This is a genomic window from Oceanobacillus caeni (genome assembly GCF_042678465.1).
GTDB lineage: Bacteria > Bacillota > Bacilli > Bacillales > Amphibacillaceae > Oceanobacillus > Oceanobacillus caeni.
On record NZ_JBHTKV010000001.1, the window covers coordinates 109,719 to 133,716 of the forward strand.

The following is a 23,998-nucleotide window of genomic DNA, read 5'->3' on the forward strand; positions in this document are numbered from 1 at the left end:
CACTTTTGTAAATATTTCAACATCCTCTTTAGTGAATGTTCGGTCAAATTCAATTTAATCTCCCCCTAAAATAGTTTGAAAGAAAAATTTAAAATCTATCTATGTTCTTTAATAAGTTCAGATAACCTTATAAGCCCTTTTTCAAGTTCTTCTAATGATGCATAGGAATACGATAAACGTAAATGTTCTTGATTATTCTTATCATAGACGCTTCCCGGATTTAATAATATGCCGTCCTTAAGAGCTGTTTCAAATAATTTTCGCGTGGATATCCCTGGTTGTAATTGAAGCCATAAATAAAATCCTCCCTTTGGAATATTCCATGTTGCAATATCAGAGAAATATGTATTTAAAATTTCGATCATAAAGTCCCTTCTACGTTTTAATTCTACACGCACTTGATTTAAATACTCCCCATACAAACCATTTTTCATCCACTTATTTACAATAAATTGCGATATGGAACTTGACCCATAATCTGTTTGCATTTTTATATCGGCGAGACGATCAATAACCGGTTCTGGACCAACAATCCATCCAATTCTAAGCCCCGGACTTAACGATTTGGAAACACTACCAATGTACAGCACATTCCCTTGTTCATCGTTTGCCTTCATTGGTTTTGGAGGTGGTGTATCCAACCATAATTCACCATAAACATCGTCTTCTATAATCGGAAGTGCTTCTTTTCTGCAAACCTCTAATAATTGTTGCCTTCTTTTTTCTGTCATTAAAGTGCCTGTTGGATTATGGAATGATGGAATCGAATAAAGTAATGCTGCATTGTGCTGACGTTGTAAACGACTAATAGATTCATGCACTATCCCTTCTTTATCCATAGGAATACCAAATAAATTCATACCAGCTGATTGAAACACATGAACTGAGTTGAGGTATGAAGGTGTTTCGTGAAAGATAACTGAACAGCGTTTTAATAAACCGATTGAGATTAATTGTAGTGCCTGTAATGCCCCTGAGACAATTAATATGGAAGCAGGTGCAGCTTCAATGCCTTTCTTTTTTAAATAGTGGCTAATAGTTTCTCGCAGTTCGAAACTTCCTTTTGGCTCTTCATAGCCTAGAGATAGAGTATCGCCCACCTCCATTTGTAAAAACTTCTTCATTTGTTCATTAGGTAGTAAATCAGGGGAAAGTTCCCCAGTACCTAAACGGATGATATTAGAATTTGCTTCCGACTCGTTAATTTTTTGAATCGTGCTTATATTAGGCTCATAAATACCTGAACGAACATAACTAGTCCAATCGGGGGGTGGTGTTGATGCAAGGAGACTCCAAGTATTATTTACTACCCTTGTACCACTCCCCACTTTCGATTCAATCAATCCATCTGCGACCAACTCCTCAAGTGCAGTTACAATGGTACTTCGATTTACTTGAAATTGTTCGGCCAAAATCCTCTGTGACGGTATTTTCGTGCCGATTGTCCACTCCCCATTCAAAATTTTCTTTTTCATATAATTGGTGATTTGCAAATGTAAAGGTAATGTTGAAGATTTTTGCGGTTTCCATTCTATTTTAGACATATCCCTACTCCATCTTTTTTCTATAAGTGTATCAAATGGTTGGTTACATTACCATCCAATTGGTTGGAGACATATTGATGCCAATCATTTATTCTATATTAGATTGGAGGGTAAAAGATGGAAGCCTTTATTCACGGAATGGCGCTTGCTTTCGGATTAATACTACCTTTAGGGGTACAAAATGTTTTTATATTTAATCAAGGTGCAACACATAAAAGATTTACTAGCGCATTGCCTGCTGTTATTACGGCCGGAGTTTGTGATACGTTACTAATTTCTTTAGCTGTTGCTGGTGTATCTATTATTATTCTAAGTTTCGAGTGGTTAAGAACAGTCATGTTTTTGATAGGATTTATTTTCTTACTGTACATGGGATGGCTAATGTGGAGAGAAACACCCGAAGTAAAGAACCACCAAGAATCTAATCCTTTCTCCGCAAAGCGACAAATTATATTTGCCGCTTCTGTATCCTTGTTAAATCCTCATGCTATTTTGGACACAATAGGCGTCATTGGGACAAGCTCGTTGGTCTATACGGGGCATGAGAAGTGGATTTTTACAATAGCCTGTATTCTCATTTCTTGGATGTGGTTTCTAGCTTTAGCCCTTACTGGGGAAAAAATCGGTCAAATCGATAAAGACGGAAAACTGTTAAAACGGATGAATCAATTTTCTGCCATCATTATCTGGGTTATGGCTGTTTATATGGGGGCGCAGTTATTTTAAATCGATTGTAATAAATGGAACATTAAAGTTATTAGAGTTTCTTAATCGCAAGGTACATACTAGTTGATATATGTGCCTCATTATTTTAATTACTTTTAAAAGGAAAAATTCATATCCTTATTTTTCTACTTTTTGAACAAACTTTTCCTTAACAGTAAAAGCGATAATAATATGCTATAATAAAACATAGACTGGCTTCGCATGAGGGGTTTTTGGTAGCACTGTCGATCTGCCGTTTTGTCTTCATTGAGAGACTTCTCGGGAGGGAGGTGCTTGCCTATGGACATTGTTAGTGCGCTAACGCTTATGAGATCCTTCGGGATGTTGGTGGCGTTTATCGTTTCTGATAAAAACCATAAAAAATAACCCCTCATGCACTCTAGCAGGTATGTGAGGGATTATCTCTCTAGCTACCTACCCCTCTTGACGGGGTTCGGTCTATTGCGACCGCTCCATGTACCAGCATGGGCGGTCCTTATTATTGTATGCACTTAGAGATTTTCTATGTTAATTATACCACGAAATCAATGATTGTGTACATTGATTTTATACTTTACCCTCGGACCTTTTATGTCAATAGGTACCCATTTTTAATTTACAATATACGATCTTTATGATCAAACTATATTAATTTCCGACAACTATGTTAGCAAGTTCATCTATTGCATATTTTATTTCATCTTTCGTGTTGTAGAAATGGGGAGCAATTCTGATTACAGGAAATTCACATATTTTTGATTACAACCATGTAACCCCGAGAAATGGGAAGTATAGCGATGAAGCTCTAAAAAATAAGTTGTTATTTGAAGAAAACTTTTTTAAGTTATAGTTAGCAAAAAAACCACCAACTTATGTATTGGTGGAGACGGTGGGACATGCTCTTCCATGCTTTCGTCATGGCACTGACTATATCTTGAACCTATTTGAAGGTCCTTCGGCGTTTTATACGAAATATAAATTTACCATAATGGTAGGATTCCGTATCCTAGTACTACCTGATAGGCAGCCTATAAGTCGATAGATGGCTGTTGGATTACTCCACATACCACTCGGTATTGCCTTATTGCTATATTTATAAGCAACTTAGGTTTCACCGATAAAGCCGAATTTTCACTTTTGTGTTACCACAAAAGGCGACTAAATTACTAATCGAACCCACGTCCAAGGGCATCGCCACTTAGGCTTCTACGCGTGTAGTTGGTATATTATCTTTCGCCATTCCTTCAGCCTACCAACAGGCTTCCAGATGGCTAGTCTGATTAGTTTCTGCAACAATCCTCAGACTGCGGATTGAAGCAAAAGCCCGCTTCATTTGAGACCCTTCAAGGCTACCACACGGGCGATGGTAGGAAGGATCGCTTTAGGCTACTTACGCAGCTGCTAAAGCAGGTTGATTATAAGATTTGCCAGTTATTATTAGGCGATAACGTTTTACGAGTCGTAACCTCGACGCGCGACCAAAGCTCGACCTACCCCTGTCGAATCCGTAACGTCCCCATATAAATGATGTTATTCAAAAATAATTTGAATACATACTTTAATGAGAAACGCTCAAGGATAAATGAGCATTCGCTATTAACTTGTATCTTTATTATAACAAATTAAGAGAAGAAATCAAGGACTGGTAGAAATTACATCCCTACCGGTTCATATCTTTGAGTGCTCGATCTATATCTCTCTTCATTTGTTTCTTCTTCAAATCTTCGCGCTTATCATATTTTTTCTTCCCTTTTCCAAGTCCGAGAAGAATTTTTGCATAACCATTTTTTATATATAACTTCAATGGAACAAGCGCATAACCTTGTTGTTGAATCAAACCGATTAATCTATCAATTTGTTTTCGATGCAAAAGTAATTTTCTTGACCTCGTAGGATCATGGTTGTAACGATTCCCTTGTTCATATTCAGAAATATGCATGTTTATTAATTGGACTTCTCCATTACGATCTATTCTTGCATGGGAGTCTTTTAAATTTACCCGACCATTACGGATTGATTTAATTTCTGTACCTTTTAATACGATTCCCGCTTCGAACGTTTCCTCAATTGCATAATCATGATTTGCTTTTTTATTTTGTGCGATTGTTTTTCCTTGTCCTTTTGGCATAAGGTGTATCCTCCTACAGCTCAGGTAATCCTTATTTTAACAAATTATTACTGTAATTCCAATTGATTAGGCAAGTAGTATTAAACTAACTGCCATAATTGCCATTCCAAATATCACTCCATAAATAGACAAATGGGCTTCATCATATTTTTTAGCGGCAGGTAATAATTCATCTAAAGAAATGAATACCATGATACCTGCGACCATGGAAAATATGATTCCAAACAATACATCACTTAAAAACGGCATGAGGATTAAGAAAGCAACTAAAGCCCCTACTGGCTCTGCTAAACCGGACAGGAAAGATAGTTTAAAGGCTTTTTTCTTATCATTTGTAGCGTAATAAATTGGAACAGATACCGCAATGCCTTCCGGGATATTATGAATAGCAACGGCAACAGCAATGGCAATACCAATACTCGGGTCGTTTAAGGCCGAAATAAAGGTTGCAATTCCTTCTGGGAAATTATGAATTGCGAGAGCCAATGCCGTAAAAATCCCCATTTTCATTAGATCCGGGTCATTTACTGGAGATGTTGATTTTTCCATATCTTCTACTTTTTTAACTTCATGAGGATTCGAATATTTAGGAATAAATCGATCAATCAGTCCAATTAAAAGCATTCCAGCAAAAAATCCAATTACAGTTAACCAATAGCCACTCGTTTCATCAAGTGCCATCGTTAAAGAATCTTTTGCTTTAAAGAAAATTTCAACCATCGACACATAAATCATAACCCCTGCTGATAAACCTAATGCAAAGGAAAGAAATTTGGTATTCGTTGTTTTTGCGAAAAAGGCAATTAAACTTCCTACACCAGTGGCTAATCCAGCAAACAATGTTAGTAAAAAAGCAAGCATTACTTCATTCATCTGAAGTACCCCTCTCATGATGTCTCCCGTTTAACCTTTATATAGCTTATTATTGTTAATCAGTATAAAAGACGATAATTTAGATGTCAACAATAAGTTTTCCCAAGGGCAAAATCCATTAATTGATATAGATAATGAATTATATGCAGGGCAATTGTCCAATGTTTTAATAAAGAAGACTAACCATCAATAGGGTTTTTCCTGTATCCCCAACTATGGTCAGTCGTACTTATCGGACTTTTATGGGCAGCTGATCCCACCTACCTTCTTTATCCCCTAGAAGCTCGAGGTGGATAAAAAAAGCGAGCCCAATCAACTGAAGGCTCACTTTCTTTTTTTCTTATTCTTCTTTTGCTTCTTTTTTGGAGGTCGACCTTTTTCGGATGATTTATCATTTTTAATTGGCTTTCTCTTCCTTGCTTTTGTACCAGAGCCAACTAATTCAAAATCAATCGCGTGTTCATCCATATTAACTCCAGCGACTCTTATTTTCACTTCATCACCCACACGATACACATTAGCCGTCCGTTCACCAATTAGTGCATGACTTTTTTCATCATAGTGATAGTAATCATCCGTTAGAAAACTAACATGGATAAGGCCCTCCACCGTATTAGGTAGCTCGACAAACATACCAAAATTCGTTACGGAACTAATAACACCAGTAAACTCTTCACCGATTTTATCTTGCATGTATTCCGCTTTTTTCAAATCATCTGTATCTCGTTCTGCATCTACAGCTCGTCTTTCTCTTTCCGAAGTATGACGTGCTATTTCAGGCATACTTTCTTTCCAATGCTGAATGGTTTTACTATCCATTTGTTTATCAATTAAATACGTTCGAATTAAGCGGTGGACAATTAAATCCGGATATCTTCTAATCGGCGAGGTGAAATGTGTATAAAATTCCGTTGCCAACCCAAAGTGTCCAATACTTTGCGGATCATATTTTGCTTGTTTCATGGATCGAAGCATAAGTTTAGAAACAATCATTTCTTCTGGTTCACCTTTAATTTCCTCTAGAACCTTTTGTAAAGCTTGTGGGTGAATTTCATTAGCAGTACCTTTTACTTTGATTCCTAATCCACCAAGGAATTCAAAGAAGTTTTGTAGTTTCCCATCATCAGGATCTTCATGAATACGATGTATAAAAGGGACATCCATCCAATGAAAATGTTCCGCTATCGTTTCATTTGCTGCTAACATAAATTCCTCAATCAAACGTTCCGCAACAGAACGTTCGCGTAAAACAACATCGAACGCTTTACCTTCATCGTCCACTAATACTTTTGCTTCCTTAAAATCAAAATCAATGGCTCCACGTCCCATTCGTTTTGCTCTTAATATTTCCGCAAGCTTCTCCATGTTTTCAAACATCGGAACGAGCAATTCATAACGATTGCGAAGTTCCTCATCATGGTCAACGAGAATTTTATTCACATCGCTATAGGTCATCCGCTCCGTCGTTTTAATCACACTTTGGAAAATTTCATGGTTTACGACTTCACCGGTCGAAGTAATTTCCATTTCACAACCAAGGGTTAATCGATCGACTTGTGGGTTTAATGAACAAATCCCATTGGATAATCGATGCGGGATCATCGGAATAACCCTATCAACTAAATACACACTTGTTCCTCGATCAAATGCTTCTACATCTATGGGGGAACCTTCTCTTACATAATAACTAACATCAGCAATGTAAACCCCTAATTTATAGTTTCCATTTTCTAACTGTTTAACGGAAACGGCGTCATCTAAGTCTTTCGCATCGGCACCATCAATGGTTACAATCATTTCATCTCGCAAATCTCGACGTCCTTTTAGTTCATCTTCCGAAATGGTTTCCGGTGTATCAGCCGCTTGTTTTAAAACTTCTTCTGGAAAATCAATGGTGATTCCGTGCTTATAAATAATCGAAAGTATATCAATTCCTGGGTCATTTTTATGCCCCAAAATTTGAATTACTTCTCCTTCTGCACTTTTTCTTCCTTCAGGATATTTCGTGATTTCCACAATTACCTTATGTCCATCTACAGCACCATTTGTTTTTCCTTTTGGGATGAATATATCATTTGGGATTCGTTTATCGTCTGCTATGACAAAACCAAAGGAGCGATTGTCCTCAAACGTTCCAACTACTTTTATCACTGCCCTTTCTAATATACGAATAACTTGTCCTTCAGGGCGATTTCCCACATCAGACATTTTTTCGATTCGTACGAGAACTTTATCATTATTCATGGCGGAAGCTAAGTCAGATGCGTGTATATAAACATCTGATAAACCTTCTTCATCAGGAATTAAAAAGGCAAAACCCTTTTGATGCATCTGAATTCTACCACGAATGAGGTTCATTTTTTCTGGTAGCCCAAATCTATTTTTCCTCGTACGTACTAATTCACCAGCTTCCTCTAATTCATTTAATGCAATGATAAGTTCTTTAAAATCACTTGAATCATCTATTCCAAGTTCACGTTCAATCTCATCGACGGCCAATGGTCTCATCTCAGTTTCTTTGAACATGCTTAGTATTCTATCTTTCATCTTCTCACCTGCTTTCCAATTTATTGTTTGCTCTCTATTCTATTTATACTCAATCATTCCACTGAAGGCTTTCTAAAAATTGATAAATGTCTTCGTACAATTCTTCCTTTTCATCTCCCAAGGTAATTACATGAGTAGAGTTTTCATACCATTTAATGCTTTTTTCATCAGATTCTACGTTTTCAAATATATAAGTTGCACTATTTGTATTTATCATTTCATCGTTACGAGCTTGTACGACAAAAGTTGGTGTATATATGGTGTCAATGTTACTTTTTACTTCGTTAATCGTTTCTCCTAATTCATGGAATAAATCTAATGAATCTTCCATTAACTGATTTACTTCTTTCTCAATGGTTTGCTCATCTTTGCCTTCTAATTGTTTATACTCTTTGGCAAATATTTCAAAACCCTTAGATAGTTGAAACTCATTATCAAAAAACATTGGAGCACACATTGAAATAACCGCTTTTATCGGTGTTGAGTAGGCTAATTTAAGTCCTAAAACACCTCCAAGGGATAGCCCGGCAACAGCTATTTCTTCATATCCTAATTCTTTTAAATGATTTAACCCTTTATTGACATCTTCCCACCATTGCATTGGATTAGATTTAAGAATCTCTTCAGGTGGCAAACCATGTCCTCTATAGATTGGTGCATGGGACGAGTATCCTTTTTTCTCTAAAAATCGACCAAGCATCCGTACATCAGCAGAATGCCCAGTAAATCCATGTAATAAAAGTACGGCTCGTTTACCTGCTTCAAATGTAAATGGTTTTGGTTGAACTATTTTCATGATGCTACATCTCCTATCTTTATATGTATTCCCTAATTTTACCAATTTTAAAATAGGTGTTCAAAAAGAAGGATGAAAGCAAGCCAACTAGAAACGTTGAAGTGTCATTTTCACCGGACTTTTTGAACAACCTTTTAAAAATCATAATTAAACCCTTATCACTTCTCATTGTGATAAGGGTAGAATATAATTATACTAAATATCCACTTATAAATGCTAATACAAAAAATAAAACGCCAGTAATTACTGTACCACGATGTAAAATTAAATCCATACCACGCGCTTTTTGTTTACCAAATAATTGCTCAGCGCCACCAGAAATTGCTCCGGACAGCCCAGCACTTTTTCCAGGCTGTAGTAGAACGAAAGTGATTAAAATAATCGCATCAATAATCAATAATGTATTTACTAATCCAGACATATTTCCATCATACCTCCTATTTCCGACACTAACTACCCTTTACTTTAGCACAAATAATTTTAAAATACCATTGATTTAACTAAAAGTGTGTGTTCAAAAAGGAGGATGAAAAGGATCAAGCAGTTCGAGGCGGCGTAGCTTTGAGTACCGGAACGTATGCAACTAATACGTGAGGAACGGAAAAGCAAGCCAACGAAGAAATGCGAAGTGTCATTTTCACCGGACTTTTTGAACAACCTCTAAAAGAAAGGATGATCAGATGGGACAGTCCTTTTGGTTTAAAACAAAAGATTATACGGATTTATACATAAAAAGATGGTCAACAGAAAATGCTAAACCAAAAGCAATTATTCAAATTTCCCATGGAATGTCTGAACATATAGAAAGATATGATTCCTTTGCAACGTTCCTAACGAATAAGGGATTTACTGTATACGGAAATGATCATAGAGGCCATGGACAAACTGGCTTAAAACAAGGTTTGCTTGGTTACTTTGATCAAAATAATGGTTTTTTTAAAGTAGTTAATGATCTTCATCAGATTAATGTTCACATAAAAGAGGAACATCCTCATGTACCAATTTTTCTTTTTGGTCATAGTATGGGTTCTTTTATCGCAAGAAGTTTCATACAAAAATATAGCCATTCGATTGATGGAGTAATCTTATCTGGAACCGGTTATTATCCAGATAGCATAACCATACCAGGTAAATTACTTTCCATGCTATTGCCTAGTAAAAAGCCATCTAAGATTATGAATCGTTTAGCATTTGGAAATTATAATAAGAGAGTTACAGGTCATAAAACGGCGTATGATTGGATATCTAGTGATGAATTAGAAGTAGAAAAGTATTTGAAAGACCCTTTATCTGGATTCATTCCAACCGCTCGTTTCTTTTATGATTTAATGTCCGGATTAAACCAAATGCAGAAACAAAATCATTCCATACGAAAAGACTTACCGATGCTTTTTATAAGTGGTTCAGATGATCCAGTAGGGAATTATGAAAAAGGCGTATGGAAAAGTGTTCAATTATATAAAGATGTGGGTATAAAGTCGATAGATACACATTTATTTAAAGGCGCTCGACACGAGATATTAAATGACTCAGTCAAAGAAGAAGTCCATTCCGTCATTTATAACTGGATTAATCAACAATTAAGTAATATCAAGCATAGCTGAAAAAGAGATGGAAAGGTTGTAGTAATTAAAATGACACACATCAATGGAATTGCAGCATCGTCAGGAATTGCAATAGCAAAAGCGTATCAACTAGTCACTCCAGATTTATCTTTTGAAAAGAAAACGATCGATAATCCCAGTGTAGAAATAGAAAGGTTAAATCAAGCACTAGAAACATCTAAATCCGAACTTGAGAGAATTAAAGAACATACGAAAAATTCCTTGGGAGATGAGCATGCTGAAATTTTTTCCGCACATTTACTTATTTTAAATGACCCTGAAATGATTAATCCCATGAAGGATAAAATCAAGGAAAATAACGTAATGGCGGAAACAGCTCTTGAAGAAGTTACAACAATGTTTATTGAGATGTTTCAAAATATGGACAATGAGTATATGCGAGAACGTGCAGCTGATATTAAAGATGTGACTAAACGTGTGATGGCCCATTTATTAGGTGTGACATTTCCTGACCCTGCATTAATTAATGAAGAAGTGATTGTAATTGCTCAGGATTTAACACCATCTGATACGGCTCAATTAAATCGCCAATATGTGAAAGGTTTTGCAACCGACATTGGTGGAAGAACCTCGCATTCTGCCATTATGGCTAGGTCCCTTGAGATTCCGGCTGTCGTAGGAACGAAGAATGTAACTACCTCCGTAAACCAAAGCGACATGGTAATCATTGATGGTATAGAAGGAAAAGTAATTATACAGCCTAGCGAAGAAGAATTAACAAGCTATCGTGAGAAACAAAACTCTTTTCGCAAACAACAGGAAGAATGGGCAAAATTAAAAGACGAACCGACATTCTCCAAAGAAGGGGAACAAGTTGAATTAGTTGCTAACATTGGAACCCCGAATGACATTGACGGAGTTTTAAATAATGGGGGCGAGGGAGTAGGACTTTATCGTACAGAATTTCTTTATATGGGTAAAAGTGAACTACCATCAGAAGAAGAACAATTCGAAGCGTATAAAACTGTCCTAGAAAGGATGGATGGGAAACCCGTCGTTGTTCGAACGCTGGATGTTGGTGGAGACAAGGAACTTAGTTACCTTAATCTGCCTAAGGAAATGAACCCTTTCCTTGGTTTCCGGGCCATCCGTTTCTGTTTAGAAAATGAGGCTGTTTTCCGTCCACAATTGCGCGCATTACTTCGCGCTAGTGCTTACGGAAACTTGAAAATTATGTTCCCAATGATTGCAACGTTAGAGGAATTCCGCCAAGCTAAATCCATTCTTTTAGACGAGAAGAAATCCCTAAAAGCCGATGGTGTCAAAGTATCAGAGGATATTGAAGTCGGAATTATGGTTGAAATTCCATCGACTGCCGTTACCGCAAAGCAATTTGCAAAAGAAGTGGATTTCTTTAGTATTGGAACGAATGATTTAATTCAATATACGATGGCAGCGGACCGGATGAATGAGCGAGTTTCTTACTTGTATCAACCATATCATCCAGCTATTCTCAACTTAGTTAACAACGTTATCCAAGCCGCACATAAGGAAGGAAAATGGACTGGTATGTGTGGTGAAATGGCTGGCGACCCAATTGCCATTCCCATTCTTTTAGGACTTGGTTTAGATGAATTCAGCATGAGTGCAACATCTATCTTACCTGCACGTACACAAATTAAAAATTTATCTAAAAAAGATATTTCCAAACATAAAGAGCAAATTCTATCGATGAGGACTGCGGATGAAGTGGTGGAGTTTATTAGGGAAATAACTGAGTGAAACGGCTAACACCTTGTCTATATTTTGACAAGGTGTTTTTTGATCGAAAAAGTATGTTCGACATTTTGAATTTAGAACTCCACAAATTCCATTTTTTCTCCTATCGGTGTTCTCCCTTTATCAATGGGAATCTTTTTTGGATACCCAATTTGCATAACAGCTGCTATTTTAATTTTCTCGTTTTCTAACCCTATTTCTTTTGCAAACTGTGGATCGTGCATATAGGGTGTGATAGTCCATAACATACCTACCCCAAATTGCCATGCAGCTAGTTGGGAATTTTGTATGAACGCACAAATGGAAGCATATTCCTCTTCATTACGAATTCTATCATCAGGTTGTTCATAATAAATCACAGCATGATGGGGAATAGCTAGAAGAAAACTGGATAAGGAATCTATTGTTTTTAACGTTTTCGGATGATCATCATCTTTAATCATGCCAATCCTTTGATAGCTTTTCATGATGCTTTGAACAAATTTCTTCCTACCGTCACCTTGGTACACCTTTATCTTCCACGGTTCTTTCATATAATGGGTCGGTGCATAGGAACCATATGTGAAAATTTGCTCCAATATTTCTTTACTTACTTGTTCCTCTTTAAATGAATGGATAGACCTACGGCGCTTAATCCCCTCTAAAATATCTATACGAGTCCCCTCCCTGTCGTGTAAATTTTTCTATTTTGTCTTTATTTTAGCATAGATAGGATGGTAAAGATTGGTGATTTGAAATAGCGTCTTTATCTCTTTTACATTTTAAAAGTCTCCATCGCATATGGTTTTTCGATTTCACAGTCCCATCTTCTTGGCATCTCTTGCCATAGTCTAAGACTATATCAAGTGATAGATTTTATGTGTTACCCTATATTTATTTTTCCATGCTACACTTACTTTACATCAAATTCAAACAAGGAGAGGGTTAAGTTAGATGGGAATATAAGTATAAGGCGGCCTATCGGGTAGGATAGCGAAGTGATTCAAATATGAAATAGATTGTTCAAAAGGTTGAACACAAAAATTAAGGGGAGGAAATTCGTATGAAACGCAGTTTAGAAGAAAGGCTGAAAGATGGAACGGTTATTGCAGGAGAAGGTTATTTATTTGAATTAGAACGCCGAGGTTATTTGCAAGCGGGCTCCTTTGTGCCAGAAATAGCATTGGATAATCCAGAAGCACTTAAACAAGCATATCGAGATTACATGAATGCAGGTTCAGATGTGGTATTGGCCTTTACATACAATGCCCACAGAGAAAAAATGCGTATAATTGGTAAGGAAGATTTATTAGAACCTCTCAATAGGAATGCGATACGATTAGCAAAAGAAGTCGCAAAGGAACACCCCTATGAAGAGGCATTGGTTGCAGGTAATATATCTAACACGAATATTTTTGATCCACAAGACTCCGAATCGAAACAAAAGGTTAAAAATATGTTTGCAGAAATGGCCGGATGGTGCAAGGAAGAAGGAGTCGACTATATTAATGGTGAGACGTTTTACTACCATGAAGAGGCAGTAATCGCACTGGAAGAAATTCAAAATCAAGGATTACCAGCTGTCATAACTTTAGGTTTAATGGGTGAAAATATTTTAAGAGATGGGTATACAGTAGCAGAATCATGTAAAATACTTTCCGAAAAAGGTGCATTAGTGGTGGGAATGAATTGTTTTCGAGGCCCTAATACGATGCAGCCTTACCTTGCTGAAATACGTAAAAATGTGGATGGCTACGTAGCTGGATTACCAATCCCTTACCGTACAACAGAAGAAAATCCTACATTTTTCAATTTACCAGATGGTGGGTGTAGTTGTCATTTGCCTTTAGAAACAACTTTTCCCACTGCTTTAGACCCACTTTATCATAATCGTTACGAGTTGGCTGAGTGGGCTAAGGAAGCCAAAGACATAGGAATAAACTATATAGGATTGTGTTGTGGCGCATCCCCTGCGATGCTGCGTGCGGTAGCTGAAGCTGTGGGTATTGAAACGGTAAATTCCAAATACTCGCCTAACATGGAAAAACACTTCTTGTTCGGGAACGATAAAACATTAAAAGATCATAACTTGAACTATCGTTTAAAAGCCTAAGTCTGAAAATATTTTTGAAATGTTGAACATCTAATTTCCAAAACAGTTAAACGATTAAGGCTCGGTTCTACAGAATAGAACCGAGCCTTTTTAATCGCAAAATTTTATACAAAGGAAAGCCCATAATTCTTCCTAACCAATTCAATATATTTCCATCATCTCTTTATTGATTCCTTATCCTGACTTTTTGGACAGCTGTGTCATTTCTACTGGAACAAGTTCCACCCATTTGAATTTTAATACTAGAAAAGTGAAAAGTACCGTTAATCCCTCAGCTACCGGAAAAACAAGCCAAATCGTGTTAGGACCGAAGACATTCGGTAAAATCCAAAGCAAAGGGATAAATAAAATTATGCTACGACTTAAGATAATCCATGTAGCAATGCGGATTTTTTTAATAGATTGATAATATTCCACAAAGACCATGTTGATCCCTAGAAACAGATATCCTACAAAAAAGTATACGATCCCTATTTTCGTATAATTGATGATTTCGGGAATATCAATCCCGAATAAATCAATAATAAATCCTTTTCCGAAAAGCCCAATAATAAATACAGCTGATCCAAGACCAAATCCTGTAACGAGCGCAATCCGGATAAATTGTTTCATACGCTGATAAAGTTTCGCACCGTAATGATAGCTTGTAATAGGTTGCAGGGCTGCTCCAATCCCGATAAAAAGCATAAGAAACACCGTATGCAAATAGTTGACAACCGCATAGGCTACAACTCCCGTTTCTCCGACATAGTGGCTAAATGTTATATTGAATGCAACCATCATCACCGCGGTTGAGCCTTCCACGATAAAACTCGGAAAACCAATCGAGAAAATATTACCAAGTATTGACAAGTCAAGTTTCGTATGGACGAACCCTAGTTGTTTTTTCCTCGTTAAGAAGTGTGTAAGTAAAACAAGAATTCCTATGAAAGTACCGATTACTGTTGCATAAGCGGCCCCTTTTACCCCCCAATGAAAAATGAAGATAAATAGATAATTTAAAATAATATTCACAACAGATGTTACAATTAACCCTGCCATCGCAAGCGTAGGATTTCCATCGTTTCGGATAAAAATACTTAAAATATTTTCAAATACAAAGACAAGGCCAAATAATAGGATAATGTGAAGATAATCGTCAACATATGAAATAATGGAATCGTTTGCCCCGAATAAATAAGCAAGTGGTTCCTCAAATAATAGACAGAATCCTATAATCAATCCTGTTGTCAAAACAGCAAGAATAATCGAATGTGTAAATATTTCTTTCGCACGATGTTGATTGCTTTAGCCAAGTGCAATCGAATACAACGTGGCACCGCCCATCCCAATCCACAAAGAAACGGATAAAATGACCGAATAAATCGGCACTGCAATATTAACCCCGGCTAACCCTTTTTCTCCAACACCATGGCTAACGAATAGACCATCAATTAAAATATTTATCGCCATCAACACCATTCCAAATAAGGAAGGAATTAAATACTTCATAAATAGTTTACGGGGCTCCATCGTTTGCATCATTAAATGATTGTTTTCCATAAAAATACCACCTCAAGTTTACATTCTTTGATGTCTATGCCTCATTCATTCGGCGCTTGTCGACCTTTCTATGTTATGATGATAAAGTATTCGGTTACCATATAGTCAAGAGTGAAGAGGTGAAAAATTTGGAGTCCACTAAAATACTATTTACGACAGGAGAATTTGCGGATTTATGTGGTGTAAAAAAGCAAACACTCTTTCATTATGATGATATCGGTCTTTTCAAACCAGAGTATAAAAACGAAAATGGGTATCGCTTTTATTCCGTTCAACAAGCAGAGGTTTTTAGCGTGATCGAAATGTTAAAAGAAATTGGTATGTCTTTAGTAGAAATTAAAGACTTTTTACATTTCAAAAACCCTAAGCAAGCAATCGAATTATTAACGGAAAAGGAAAAAGCAATGAAAGAGAAAATCGTGAAAATGCAACGTACGCAGCAAATTATTCAAAACAAGAAAAAACAAATTGAGGAAGCGTTACGGTTGGATTTTGACAAGTTTACAATTGAAGAGATGGAAATAGGAAGCTATGTATTAAGTGAGGACATTTTAAACTGTTCCGATAAAGAATATACGAAATCCATTATGTCATTTATTAAATACACAAAGCAAGAGGAACTTGATACAGGCTATCCTATTGGTGCTCTAGTTCGACAAAAGCAATTAGAAGCGGGAGACTACTGGAATTATTCGCATCTATATATGCGTATCGATCAACCTGATTTTGCGGAACCTTTTATCAAAAAGGCAGGCAAATATGTAATTGGTTATCATAAAGGAAGTTATGTAACGATTCCAGAAACATATGAAAAAATGAAAATTTATTTAAATAAGGAAGGCTATAGCATTTGTGGTGACAGCTTCGAAGAGTATGTGATAGATGAGGTAAGTGTACACGGAGAAGATAACTATGTGACAAAAATAATGATACAGGTAGAAGAAAAATAAGCAAACTGCTATTTTTCTTCTGCCATTTTTAGTTATATCGCTTATTTTTTTCATTTTCTTCTTCTAGAATGCATTGGATAGTTCCTCTTAAAAACGAATATTTTCCTATTCAAATTTTCCCCCTGTCATCACTTCCATAAAATGATTGAAAAACTTCGGATAGTCTAACTGGGACGCAATTTGATGTTTTTTAATCACCGCTGTCGTTTCTTCTTCTAAACTTCCAAATGGTCTTATGTCAGCAATACTCTGACCCCGTTCCGTTCCATTTAATGATCGTACGACATAGACTGGAAAACTTTCATACTTAAGCATATCATCATAATATACTGCCATTATTGTGAGTACATCATGTAACGGACTTCCTTGTACACTTGGATCGCGTTTTTTATAAAAATTATAATAGTAATCAAGGAGGGTTTTGATTAGGGGTACTTTCCCGACTTGATCAATATAGTTAACCATTTCAGGTGTAACAATAGCTCTAGATGTTACATTTAAAGGATAGATTTTCACCCTATTTGCATAACTAAGAACTAATTGTGCAGCTATTGGATCACCATGGAAGTTAGCTTCAGAGACCGATGTAACATTACCTGGATACCAGAATGCCCCTCCCATAATGTAGTATTCTTTAATTTGTTTCATCAAATTAGGCTGCAGAATAAACAATGTGGCTAAAGATGTTAGTCGACCAATATTAACGATAATAAGATCATCAAAGTGTTCATTAATAATTTCGATGACTTCATAGAAATTTTCACTTAAAACCTCAGCCCCATCTGCAGGGGGAATGATAGGCCCAAGTCCATATTCCCCATGAATTTCTGGGTAAAACTTAGGGATTTCCCCAGTCATCGAGAGTTCAGCTCCTGCAATAATTTTAACATTTTCTATTTTTGGTGTATCAAAGATGTTATGAACGTAATTAATGTTAGCTATCGCATTTTCTCTAGGTATGTTCCCATAATCTGCTACCACACCTACTACATCAATATTTTTACTTAAATAAGCATAGATGAGAGCTACTGTATCATCTATACCAATATCTCCAAAGAGCAATACTTTTTTTGCCAATCTTCCTCCCCCCCTTATGCTATGATATTAATTCGATAATTTGTCCTATGCCCTTATGGAAAAAACTGGGCAGTTAATCTCCCACCTACCTTCATTGTTCCCCAGAAGCCCGAGGCAGGAGTCTTACTGCCCGTTTAGGCGGGATAAAAAATACATTCGCTAAACATATGCAGATAGTTACTCATCGACGATTACATTTCAATCTTTTACAGGCTCTTATCTGACCTTTTACGGAAATATAAAAAAATAGAGTGCTAAACCTTATGATTTAGCACTCTTTTTATATTGTTTCAACTTATTTTTTTAAGTTATAGAATGAAGCTAGTCCACCATATTCGCCCATGCCAGCTAATTCATCTTCAATGCGTAGTAATTGATTATATTTAGCTACACGGTCTGTACGTGATGGAGCACCAGTCTTAATTTGACCAGCATTTGTTGCAACTGCAATATCAGCGATTGTTGAATCTTCTGTTTCACCAGAACGGTGAGAAACTACTGCTGTATAACCAGCGCGTTTCGCCATTTCAATTGCATCAAATGTTTCTGTAAGTGTACCAATTTGGTTCACTTTAATAAGAATAGAGTTACCTACACCTTGTTCAATACCTTGTGCAAGTTTCTTCGTATTTGTAACGAAAAGGTCATCACCAACTAATTGTACACGATCGCCAAGACGGTCTGTTAATAGTTTATGGCCTTCCCAGTCGTTTTCATCTAAACCATCTTCAATGGAAATGATTGGGTATTTGTTCACCATTTCTTCGTACCATGCTACCATTTCTTCAGATGTACGAGTTACCCCTTCACCTTTAAGGTTGTACTTACCATCTTCATAAATTTCAGAAGAAGCTACGTCCATCGCTAATTTTACTTGTTCACCTGGTTTATACCCTGCTGCTTCGATTGCTTCAACAATTGTTTGTAGAGCTTCTTCGTTTGAACCAAGGTCTGGTGCAAATCCACCTTCGTCACCTACAGCAGTATTGTGTCCTTTGGAATTTAATACTTTTTTCAAGGAATGGAAAATTTCTGCACCCATGCGAAGAGCTTCTTTAAAACTTTCAGCACCTACAGGCATAACCATAAATTCTTGAATATCAACATTATTATCTGCATGTTCTCCACCATTTAAAATGTTCATCATTGGTGTTGGAAGAGTTTTTGCATTGAATCCACCTAAATAATTGTATAAAGGAACATCTAGTAAATCAGCAGCAGCACGAGCACAAGCCATAGATACACCTAGAATTGCGTTTGCTCCTAATTTACCTTTGTTTTCTGTACCGTCTAATTCAATCATAGTGGCATCAATGATATTTTGACGAGTTACGTCTAGTCCAATGATTTCAGGTGCGATTGTTTCATTTACGTTTTTCACCGCTTGAAGAACACCTTTACCTAAATAACGGTCTTTATCTCCATCACGTAATTCAACTGCTTCATATTCACCTGTTGAAGCACCACTTGGAACTAGAGCACGGCCGAAAGCACCCGATTCTGTATAAACTTCTACTTCTACTGTTGGGTTACCACGTGAATCTAATACTTCACGTGCGTATACGTCTGTAATGTATGGCATAATTTTTTCTCTCCTTAAATATGTTAGTTTTCTATCAAGTCCATGTTCCCGTATATGAGTGGCTAGCCAATCTTATCTCACCACGGGAATTTTAAGACATATAGTTATTTTTCAATCAATGAATTCCCAGTCATTTCTTCTGGTTTATTAACATTCAATAAATCAAGTAAGGTTGGTGCTAAGTCTGCAAGGATTCCACCATCACGTAATTTGACATCTTCTTTCGTAACAATGACAGGTACTGGATTTGTTGTATGAGCTGTCATTGGTTTACCTTCCATTGTTACTACTTCGTCTGAATTACCGTGATCAGCAGTAATAATTGCATTTCCACCTAGTTCAAGAATTTTATCGACAACTTTTCCTAAACATTCGTCCACCGCTTCGATTGCTTTAATGGTTGGTTCTAACATTCCGGAATGTCCAACCATATCTGGGTTAGCAAAATTAAGAATGATGGCATTTGGACGATCTTCAGAATCAAGTTCATCAAGCAACGCGTCCGTCACTTCGTATGCACTCATTTCTGGTTTAAGATCATATGTCGCTACTTTTGGTGAATTAATAAGAATTCGTTTTTCTCCTTCAAATTCTTTTTCACGTCCACCACTCATAAAAAACGTTACGTGCGGATATTTTTCAGTTTCCGCAATACGTAATTGTTTTAAGCCGTTTTGAGAAAGAACTTCACCTACTGTATTATCTAAGTTCACTGGTTTATAGGCAACATACCCATCAACTGTTTCACTAAAGTTTGTTAACATTGTGAAGTCCAAGTTTTTCGGTACACCTTCACCACGGTCAAAGTCACGGAAATCTTCGTTTGCAAAGGTACGTGAAATTTGGATGGCACGGTCTGGTCTAAAATTATAGAAAATAATAGAGTCATTATCTTGTACTTTTCCAACCGCTTCTCCATTTTCATTAACGATTACAGAAGGAATAACGAATTCATCATAAATCCCGTTCTTATAGGAGTCTTCTACTACTTCCAACGCTGATTGGTAGCTAGGTCCTTCTCCATATACCATGGCATCATATGATTTCTTCACACGATCCCAACGTTTATCCCTATCCATGGAATAATAACGTCCAGAGATTGTAGCAAACTTACCTACACCTAATTCCTTCATTTTTTCTTCCGTTTGTTTAATGAATTCTTTCGCTGTTTGCGGTCCAACATCACGACCATCAAGGAAACCATGGACATAAACTTCTTTAAGCCCTTGATCACTCGCAAGCTTTAACAAAGCGAATAAATGACTAATGTGACTGTGCACTCCACCGTCTGATAGTAGACCAAATAGATGTAATGCTCGGTTATGATCTTTTGCATGTTGAATAGATTTTAAGAAAGCTTCATTATGGTAAAATTCGCCTTCTTTAATGGATAAATTAACTCTTGTTAAACTTTGATAAACGATACGACCCGCACCGATATTTAAGTGTCCAACCTCAGAGTTACCCATTTGCCCTTCAGGTAATCCAACCGCTTCACCACTAGCTGTTAACTGATTATGTGCAAATTGCTTCCAATAACGATCAAAGTTTGGTTTTTTTGCTTGTGCAACTGCATTCCCAAATTGTTCATCGCGAAATGCGAATCCATCTAAGATGATTAATGCAGCTAGTTTTTCATTATTCATTTTGCTCCAGCCTCCACAAGCTGTAAGAAAGAATCGGCTTCTAGGCTTGCTCCACCAACAAGTGCGCCATCTATATCGGATTGTGCTAATAATTCATCCACATTGGCAGGTTTTACACTTCCACCATATTGGATAATAACTTGTTCAGCAGTAGCTTCAGAAGTTAATTCTCTTACAACGTTACGAATATGTGTACATACTTCATTAGCTTGTTCACTTGTTGCTGTTTTACCAGTTCCAATTGCCCAAATCGGCTCATAAGCAATGATAGTATTTGCTACTTGTTCTTCGGATAACCCTTGAAGTGCTTTTTGCACTTGAGTTTCGATAAGTCCCATTGTTTCGTTTGCTTCACGTTGTTCTAACGTTTCACCAACACAAACAATTGGTGTTAAACCATGTTGAAATGCTGCATGGGTCTTTTGGTTAACTGTTTCATCTGTTTCAGCAAAATACTCACGACGTTCAGAGTGCCCCAATACAACGTGAGTTACACCTAAGTCTTTTAACATAACGGGACTTACTTCACCAGTAAATGCTCCATCATTTTCAAAATGCATGTTTTGTGCAGCGATTTTTAATTTAGATCCCTTTGTTTTCTCTACAAGAGATGCTAAAAATGGAAACGGTGCACATACGATTGCTTCTACTTGTTCACTATTAGGTACTTTTTCTTTTACTTCATCTACAAATCTATTTGCTTCAGATAAAACTTTATTCATTTTCCAGTTACCAGCAATTACTTTTTTACGCATCGTCTCACCTCAATATAAAATACTATTTTTCGTCTAGGGCTGCTACTCCCGGTAGAACCTTACCTTCCATAAACTCTAGGGAAGCTCCACCACCAGTTGAAACGTGATCCATCTTGTCTGCTAGACCAAATTTTTCAACTGCTGCTGCCGAATCTCCTCCACCAATAACCGTATAACCTTCTGTTGTTGCAAGAGCTTCTGCTACAGCTTTTGTACCATTAGCAAATACATTCAATTCGAATACACCCATCGGTCCGTTCCAAATCACTAGTTTAGATTCAGATACGATTTTGCTATATTTCTCGCGTGTCTTCGGTCCAATGTCTAGTGCTTCCCAATCGGCAGGGATTTCTTCAATGGATACTTCTTTCGTGTTTGCTTCTTCAGAGAAATCATCCGCGATAACGACATCTTCTGGAAGGACGAAGTTTACACCTTTTTCTTTTGCTTTTTGCATAAATTCTTTTGCTAAATCAATTTTATCTTCTTCTAATAGGGATTTTCCAATTTCATGACCTTGTGCTTTGATAAATGTATAAGCAAGGCCTCCACCGACAATAAGATTGTCTACTTTATCTAACAAATTATCGATTACGTCAATTTTGTCTTTTACTTTAGCCCCACCAATAATCGCTGTAAATGGGCGCTCTGGATTTTCTAAAGCTTTACTCAACACACTGATTTCTTTTTCCATCAAAAAGCCAGCTGCAGAAGGTAATTTTTCCGCAATACCAGTTGTTGAAGCATGCGCACGGTGAGCTGCTCCAAATGCATCATTCACATATAAATCTGCCATAGATGCAAAACTTTGCACTAATGCAGGATCATTTTTTTCTTCTCCTGATTCGAAGCGAACATTTTCTATTAATAATAAATCACCATCATGAAGATTAGCGATAGCTTCGTTTACCTCTTCGCCATAAACTGCATCTGTTTTGACTACTTCTTTACCACTTAATTCGCTAAGTCTTTTGGCTACTGGATCAAGTCGTAACTCTTCTACCGCTTGTCCTTTTGGTCGTCCTAGGTGACTAGCTAAAATTACCTTAGCACCATTGTCTGATAAGTGTTTGATGGTTGGTAATGCAGCTTTAATTCGGGTATCGTCTGTTACTTCCCCATCCTTCATAGGCACATTAAAATCGACACGGCAAAAAACTTTTTTCCCTTTTACATCAAGGTCTTTTAATGTTTTCTTATTCACGTTAGATCCTCCTATATTATGTAGATGTCTAGTATATAGCGTCTGCCATTTCTTGCATCCTTATCCATTATATACTAAATGTACGATTTAAAAATAGGAAAATGGAAATTGGGAGAGGAGCTACCTCCTCCCCCTAAGGAAATTATTAAACACTATTGGTTAATTTTATAGTCCTTTTTCTGCCATAAATACAGCTAAGTCTACACAACGAGTGGAATAACCCATTTCGTTATCATACCAAGAAACAACTTTTACCATATTATTTTCCATTACCATTGTTGATAATCCATCAACGATAGAAGAATGAGTATTTCCTACAATGTCTCTAGATACTAATGGTAATTCACTGTATTCAAGAACTCCTTTTAATGGTCCTTGTGCAGCTTCTCTAAATGCATTGTTAATATCTTCAACTGTTGCATCTTTTTCAAGTTCAGCAACAAGGTCAGTTAATGAACCGTCTGGAGTTGGAACACGAACAGCCATACCATTTAATTTACCTTCTAATTCAGGTAATACTAAACTTACTGCTTTTGCAGCACCTGTTGTTGTTGGAATGATGTTTTCAGCAGCTGCACGAGCACGACGATAGTCTTTATGTGGTAAGTCAAGAATTTGTTGGTCATTTGTGTAAGAGTGAATAGTTGTCATTAGACCACGTTTAATTCCAAATGTATCATTAAGTACTTTAGCAAATGGTGCTAAGCAGTTTGTTGTACAAGATGCATTAGATACAATGTTATGTTGACTTGGATCATATTTATCATTATTAACACCCATAACGATTGTTAAATCTTCATTAGATGCAGGTGCAGAGATAATTACTTTTTTCGCTCCAGCTTCAATATGTTTCTTCGCATCTTCTCCGTTAGTGAAACGACCTGTAGATTCGATTACGATGTCTACTCCTAGGTCTCCCCAGCCTAATTGTGCAGGGTCACGCTCAGAAAGTACTTTAAATTCTTTACCACCTACTGCAATATTTGAACCATTTACAGTAACTTCTTCTTCTAAAATTCCGTGAATAGAGTCATATTTTAGAAGATGTGCTAACATATTTGCATCAGTTAAGTCATTAACTGCAACAATTTCTACATTATCATTTTTTAGAGCTTGACGGAAAACATTACGTCCAATTCTTCCAAAACCATTAATACCTACTTTAACTGCCATTAAAAATTCCTCCTAATGTTTTTTATATAGGTTTGTTCAA

At 36.7% G+C, this 23,998-nt stretch carries 18 protein-coding genes, 1 other RNA gene and 1 pseudogene; 5 read left to right on the top strand and 15 right to left on the bottom strand.

Annotation, left to right across the window (positions count from 1 at the left end; genetic code table 11):
- Positions 1-95: 95 nt before the first annotated feature.
- Complete coding sequence (pdxR, locus tag ACFQ18_RS00575) at positions 96-1,544, bottom strand: MocR-like pyridoxine biosynthesis transcription factor PdxR (protein WP_204797626.1); 1,449 nt, start codon at positions 1,542-1,544, stop codon at positions 96-98.
- 117 nt (positions 1,545-1,661) lie between these two features.
- On the opposite strand from pdxR, the gene ACFQ18_RS00580 reads away from it, so the two are divergent.
- Positions 1,662-2,270, top strand: a complete 609-nt coding sequence (locus ACFQ18_RS00580) for a LysE family transporter (RefSeq protein WP_204797627.1) — start codon at positions 1,662-1,664, stop codon at positions 2,268-2,270.
- Between the two features lie 1,146 nt (positions 2,271-3,416).
- Here the strand turns inward: ACFQ18_RS00580 and ssrA are convergent.
- The 6 genes from ssrA to secG form a co-directional block, all read right to left on the bottom strand.
- Positions 3,417-3,759, bottom strand: a transfer-messenger RNA (tmRNA) gene (gene ssrA / locus ACFQ18_RS00585).
- A gap of 150 nt (positions 3,760-3,909) precedes the next feature.
- Entirely contained in the window at positions 3,910-4,377 is a 468-nt protein-coding gene (gene smpB / locus ACFQ18_RS00590; protein ID WP_047184688.1) for an SsrA-binding protein SmpB, read from the bottom strand.
- A gap of 66 nt (positions 4,378-4,443) precedes the next feature.
- Positions 4,444-5,250: a zinc transporter ZupT gene (gene zupT / locus ACFQ18_RS00595; RefSeq protein WP_047184689.1), complete on the bottom strand. Its 807-nt coding sequence runs from the start codon at positions 5,248-5,250 to the stop codon at positions 4,444-4,446.
- A 324-nt stretch (positions 5,251-5,574) separates the two neighbouring features.
- Positions 5,575-7,797 (bottom strand): ribonuclease R, encoded by a 2,223-nt coding sequence (gene rnr, locus ACFQ18_RS00600; protein WP_204797628.1) that lies wholly within the window; start codon positions 7,795-7,797, stop codon positions 5,575-5,577.
- A 49-nt stretch (positions 7,798-7,846) separates the two neighbouring features.
- Positions 7,847-8,593 (bottom strand): alpha/beta hydrolase, encoded by a 747-nt coding sequence (locus ACFQ18_RS00605; protein ID WP_204797629.1) that lies wholly within the window; start codon positions 8,591-8,593, stop codon positions 7,847-7,849.
- Between the two features lie 190 nt (positions 8,594-8,783).
- On the bottom strand, positions 8,784-9,014 hold the full coding sequence (secG, locus tag ACFQ18_RS00610; RefSeq protein WP_047184692.1) for a preprotein translocase subunit SecG: 231 nt from the start codon (positions 9,012-9,014) through the stop codon (positions 8,784-8,786).
- A gap of 259 nt (positions 9,015-9,273) precedes the next feature.
- Between secG and ACFQ18_RS00615 the strand changes: the two genes are divergently transcribed.
- Complete coding sequence (locus ACFQ18_RS00615) at positions 9,274-10,197, top strand: alpha/beta hydrolase (RefSeq protein WP_204797630.1); 924 nt, start codon at positions 9,274-9,276, stop codon at positions 10,195-10,197.
- 30 nt (positions 10,198-10,227) lie between these two features.
- Complete coding sequence (ptsP, locus tag ACFQ18_RS00620) at positions 10,228-11,940, top strand: phosphoenolpyruvate--protein phosphotransferase (protein WP_204797631.1); 1,713 nt, start codon at positions 10,228-10,230, stop codon at positions 11,938-11,940.
- Between the two features lie 71 nt (positions 11,941-12,011).
- Here ptsP and ACFQ18_RS00625 read toward each other — a convergent pair whose 3' ends face one another.
- On the bottom strand, positions 12,012-12,590 hold the full coding sequence (locus ACFQ18_RS00625) for a nitroreductase family protein (protein ID WP_060667568.1): 579 nt from the start codon (positions 12,588-12,590) through the stop codon (positions 12,012-12,014).
- Positions 12,591-12,979: 389 nt separating this feature from the next.
- On the opposite strand from ACFQ18_RS00625, the gene ACFQ18_RS00630 reads away from it, so the two are divergent.
- On the top strand, positions 12,980-14,029 hold the full coding sequence (locus ACFQ18_RS00630; RefSeq protein ID WP_204797632.1) for a homocysteine S-methyltransferase family protein: 1,050 nt from the start codon (positions 12,980-12,982) through the stop codon (positions 14,027-14,029).
- A 174-nt stretch (positions 14,030-14,203) separates the two neighbouring features.
- On the opposite strand, the pseudogene ACFQ18_RS00635 reads toward ACFQ18_RS00630, so the two are convergent.
- Positions 14,204-15,553 (bottom strand): annotated as a pseudogene (locus ACFQ18_RS00635) (MATE family efflux transporter).
- A gap of 146 nt (positions 15,554-15,699) precedes the next feature.
- Here ACFQ18_RS00635 and ACFQ18_RS00640 point away from each other — a divergent pair.
- Positions 15,700-16,521 (top strand): MerR family transcriptional regulator, encoded by an 822-nt coding sequence (locus ACFQ18_RS00640; protein WP_204797633.1) that lies wholly within the window; start codon positions 15,700-15,702, stop codon positions 16,519-16,521.
- A gap of 105 nt (positions 16,522-16,626) precedes the next feature.
- Here the strand turns inward: ACFQ18_RS00640 and ACFQ18_RS00645 are convergent, their stop codons facing one another.
- The 6 genes from ACFQ18_RS00645 to gap all read right to left on the bottom strand — a co-directional run bounded on the left by ACFQ18_RS00645 (position 16,627) and on the right by gap (position 23,958).
- Complete coding sequence (locus tag ACFQ18_RS00645; RefSeq protein ID WP_047184698.1) at positions 16,627-17,598, bottom strand: nucleoside hydrolase; 972 nt, start codon at positions 17,596-17,598, stop codon at positions 16,627-16,629.
- Positions 17,599-17,893: 295 nt separating this feature from the next.
- Entirely contained in the window at positions 17,894-19,180 is a 1,287-nt protein-coding gene (gene eno / locus ACFQ18_RS00650; RefSeq protein ID WP_047184699.1) for a phosphopyruvate hydratase, read from the bottom strand.
- A gap of 104 nt (positions 19,181-19,284) precedes the next feature.
- Positions 19,285-20,826, bottom strand: a complete 1,542-nt coding sequence (gpmI, locus tag ACFQ18_RS00655) for a 2,3-bisphosphoglycerate-independent phosphoglycerate mutase (protein ID WP_047184700.1) — start codon at positions 20,824-20,826, stop codon at positions 19,285-19,287.
- Positions 20,823-21,581 carry a triose-phosphate isomerase gene (gene tpiA, locus ACFQ18_RS00660; RefSeq protein WP_204797634.1) on the bottom strand — a complete coding sequence of 253 codons (759 nt, stop codon included), beginning with the start codon at positions 21,579-21,581 and terminating at the stop codon, positions 20,823-20,825. Before tpiA ends, gpmI begins: the two co-directional genes overlap by 4 nt.
- Positions 21,582-21,603: 22 nt before the next feature.
- A complete protein-coding gene (locus ACFQ18_RS00665; RefSeq protein ID WP_060667571.1) occupies positions 21,604-22,785 on the bottom strand; it encodes a phosphoglycerate kinase in 1,182 nt (393 codons plus the stop codon).
- 165 nt (positions 22,786-22,950) lie between these two features.
- Positions 22,951-23,958: a type I glyceraldehyde-3-phosphate dehydrogenase gene (gene gap / locus ACFQ18_RS00670; protein WP_047184703.1), complete on the bottom strand. Its 1,008-nt coding sequence runs from the start codon at positions 23,956-23,958 to the stop codon at positions 22,951-22,953.
- Positions 23,959-23,998: the final 40 nt, after the last annotated feature.

What these genes read in the sequence shown, in the direction of transcription:
- pdxR (WP_204797626.1), bottom strand. Translation starts at nt 1,544, where the DNA reads ATGTCTAAAATAGAATGGAAACCGCAAAAATCTTCAACATTACCTTTA.
- zupT (WP_047184689.1), bottom strand. Translation starts at nt 5,250, where the DNA reads ATGAATGAAGTAATGCTTGCTTTTTTACTAACATTGTTTGCTGGATTA.
- gap (WP_047184703.1), bottom strand. Translation starts at nt 23,958, where the DNA reads ATGGCAGTTAAAGTAGGTATTAATGGTTTTGGAAGAATTGGACGTAAT.
- secG (WP_047184692.1), bottom strand. Translation starts at nt 9,014, where the DNA reads ATGTCTGGATTAGTAAATACATTATTGATTATTGATGCGATTATTTTA.
- smpB (WP_047184688.1), bottom strand. Translation starts at nt 4,377, where the DNA reads ATGCCAAAAGGACAAGGAAAAACAATCGCACAAAATAAAAAAGCAAAT.
- eno (WP_047184699.1), bottom strand. Translation starts at nt 19,180, where the DNA reads ATGCCATACATTACAGACGTATACGCACGTGAAGTATTAGATTCACGT.
- gpmI (WP_047184700.1), bottom strand. Translation starts at nt 20,826, where the DNA reads ATGAATAATGAAAAACTAGCTGCATTAATCATCTTAGATGGATTCGCA.
- tpiA (WP_204797634.1), bottom strand. Translation starts at nt 21,581, where the DNA reads ATGCGTAAAAAAGTAATTGCTGGTAACTGGAAAATGAATAAAGTTTTA.
- ACFQ18_RS00605 (WP_204797629.1), bottom strand. Translation starts at nt 8,593, where the DNA reads ATGAAAATAGTTCAACCAAAACCATTTACATTTGAAGCAGGTAAACGA.
- ACFQ18_RS00630 (WP_204797632.1), top strand. Translation starts at nt 12,980, where the DNA reads ATGAAACGCAGTTTAGAAGAAAGGCTGAAAGATGGAACGGTTATTGCA.
- ptsP (WP_204797631.1), top strand. Translation starts at nt 10,228, where the DNA reads ATGACACACATCAATGGAATTGCAGCATCGTCAGGAATTGCAATAGCA.
- ACFQ18_RS00580 (WP_204797627.1), top strand. Translation starts at nt 1,662, where the DNA reads ATGGAAGCCTTTATTCACGGAATGGCGCTTGCTTTCGGATTAATACTA.
- rnr (WP_204797628.1), bottom strand. Translation starts at nt 7,797, where the DNA reads ATGAAAGATAGAATACTAAGCATGTTCAAAGAAACTGAGATGAGACCA.
- ACFQ18_RS00615 (WP_204797630.1), top strand. Translation starts at nt 9,274, where the DNA reads ATGGGACAGTCCTTTTGGTTTAAAACAAAAGATTATACGGATTTATAC.